1 protein-coding gene is annotated in these 1,406 nt (G+C 75.0%); it reads left to right on the top strand.

What is annotated here, in order from left to right; translation table 11 throughout:
* Positions 1-448: 448 nt before the first annotated feature.
* A complete protein-coding gene (locus KN815_RS44065) occupies positions 449-1,282 on the top strand; it encodes a TrmH family RNA methyltransferase (RefSeq protein ID WP_216347367.1) in 834 nt (277 codons plus the stop codon).
* Positions 1,283-1,406 lie beyond the last annotated feature (124 nt).

Below are 1,406 nucleotides of genomic sequence, written 5' to 3'. Positions count from 1 at the left end.
GGTGAACGCGTACCTGCGGGTTCGCGCATGTGGGTGCCCTCGCGCTGTGCCCCCTGGGGTTTCGTCGCCGGGTGCGGGCCGGTGGCCGGGTGGCCGGGTTGTGCGCACCGCGTTTCGCCTCGCGGATCGGCTGGTGCGGGGCGCGGCGTTGGCTCTTGGCGTTTCGTCGCCGGGTGCGGGCCGGTGGCCGGGGTTGTGCCCACCCGTCCCTCCCCCAGCTACCGCTGGGAGGTGCCCCCTGGCGGAACGATTGCCCACAACCTGGCATGCCCGGACCGGCCGGACCCGGTCCGCGGAGCGCCCGGCGCCGCCCGGCGCGGCCAAGCGGTCCCGGCTGCCGCCGTTCCCCGGGGGGCCGGGGGCTTGCCCCCGGTTTCGGGGAGGGGCGGGGTGGGGGAAATCCGCCCCGGCCGCACGATCGTCGCTCACGACCAGGAATCGAGAACCCATGGCCGCTCCCGAGCTGACCTCGCTCAAATCGCCGCGTGTCACCGCCGCCCGGCGGCTTGCCAAGCGCAGCTTCCGCGGGAAGGAGCGGCGGTTCATCGTCGAGGGGCCGCAGGCCGTACGGGAGGCCATCGCGCATCTCGTGGAGGTGTACGCCACCCCCGAGGCGGCCGAGCGCCACGCGGACATCCTCGCCGCCGCCCGCGCCGCGAACCTTCCCGTGCTCTCCGCGACCGACGAGGTCATCGCGGAGATGTCCGACACCGTCACCCCGCAGGGCGTCGTCGGGCTGTGCCGCTTCCTCGACTCGCCGTTCGAGGAGATCCTGCGCGCCCGGCCGAGGCTCGTCGCCGTCCTTGCCAACGTCCGTGACCCCGGCAACGCCGGGACCGTGCTGCGGTGTGCCGATGCCGCCGGGGCGGACGCCGTGGTGCTGACGGACGCCTCCGTGGACCCCTATAACCCCAAGGCCGTACGGGCATCCGTCGGCTCTCTCTTCCATCTCCCCGTCGCCGTCGGGGTGCCCGTCGAGCGCGCGGTGAGCGGGCTGCGGGAGGCCGGGGCGCGGGTGCTGGCCGCGGACGGGGCGGGGGAGCGGGACCTGGACTCGGAGCTGGACGACGGGCTGCTGGGCGCCCCCACCGCCTGGATCTTCGGCAATGAGGCATGGGGCCTGCCGGAGGCTACCCGCGCACTCGCGGACGAGGTGGTGCGCGTTCCGATTCACGGCAGGGCCGAGAGCCTCAATCTCGCCACGGCCGCCGCCGTGTGCCTCTATGCCTCCGCTCGTGCGCAGCGCGCTCCCGCAGGGTGCCGCTCCGTCACATCGACCTAGTAGGGTTGCCCCCTCTGGGAGGGGACCCGAGAGGGGGTGTGGGGATGGACGTCAGGACCTCCGGCGCCAGGGCGGCCGACGCCCATGCGCCCGGAGCGGGGCCGCCCGGAGCGGGGCCGCCCGG

Origin of the sequence: Streptomyces niphimycinicus (assembly GCF_018883605.1) — a bacterium.
Taxonomy (GTDB): domain Bacteria; phylum Actinomycetota; class Actinomycetes; order Streptomycetales; family Streptomycetaceae; genus Streptomyces; species Streptomyces niphimycinicus.
This window is presented reverse-complemented; position numbering and strand designations above follow the sequence as displayed.

Excerpts from the sequence above, each read along its gene's own strand:
- KN815_RS44065 (WP_216347367.1), top strand. The coding sequence starts at position 449 with ATGGCCGCTCCCGAGCTGACCTCGCTCAAATCGCCGCGTGTCACCGCC.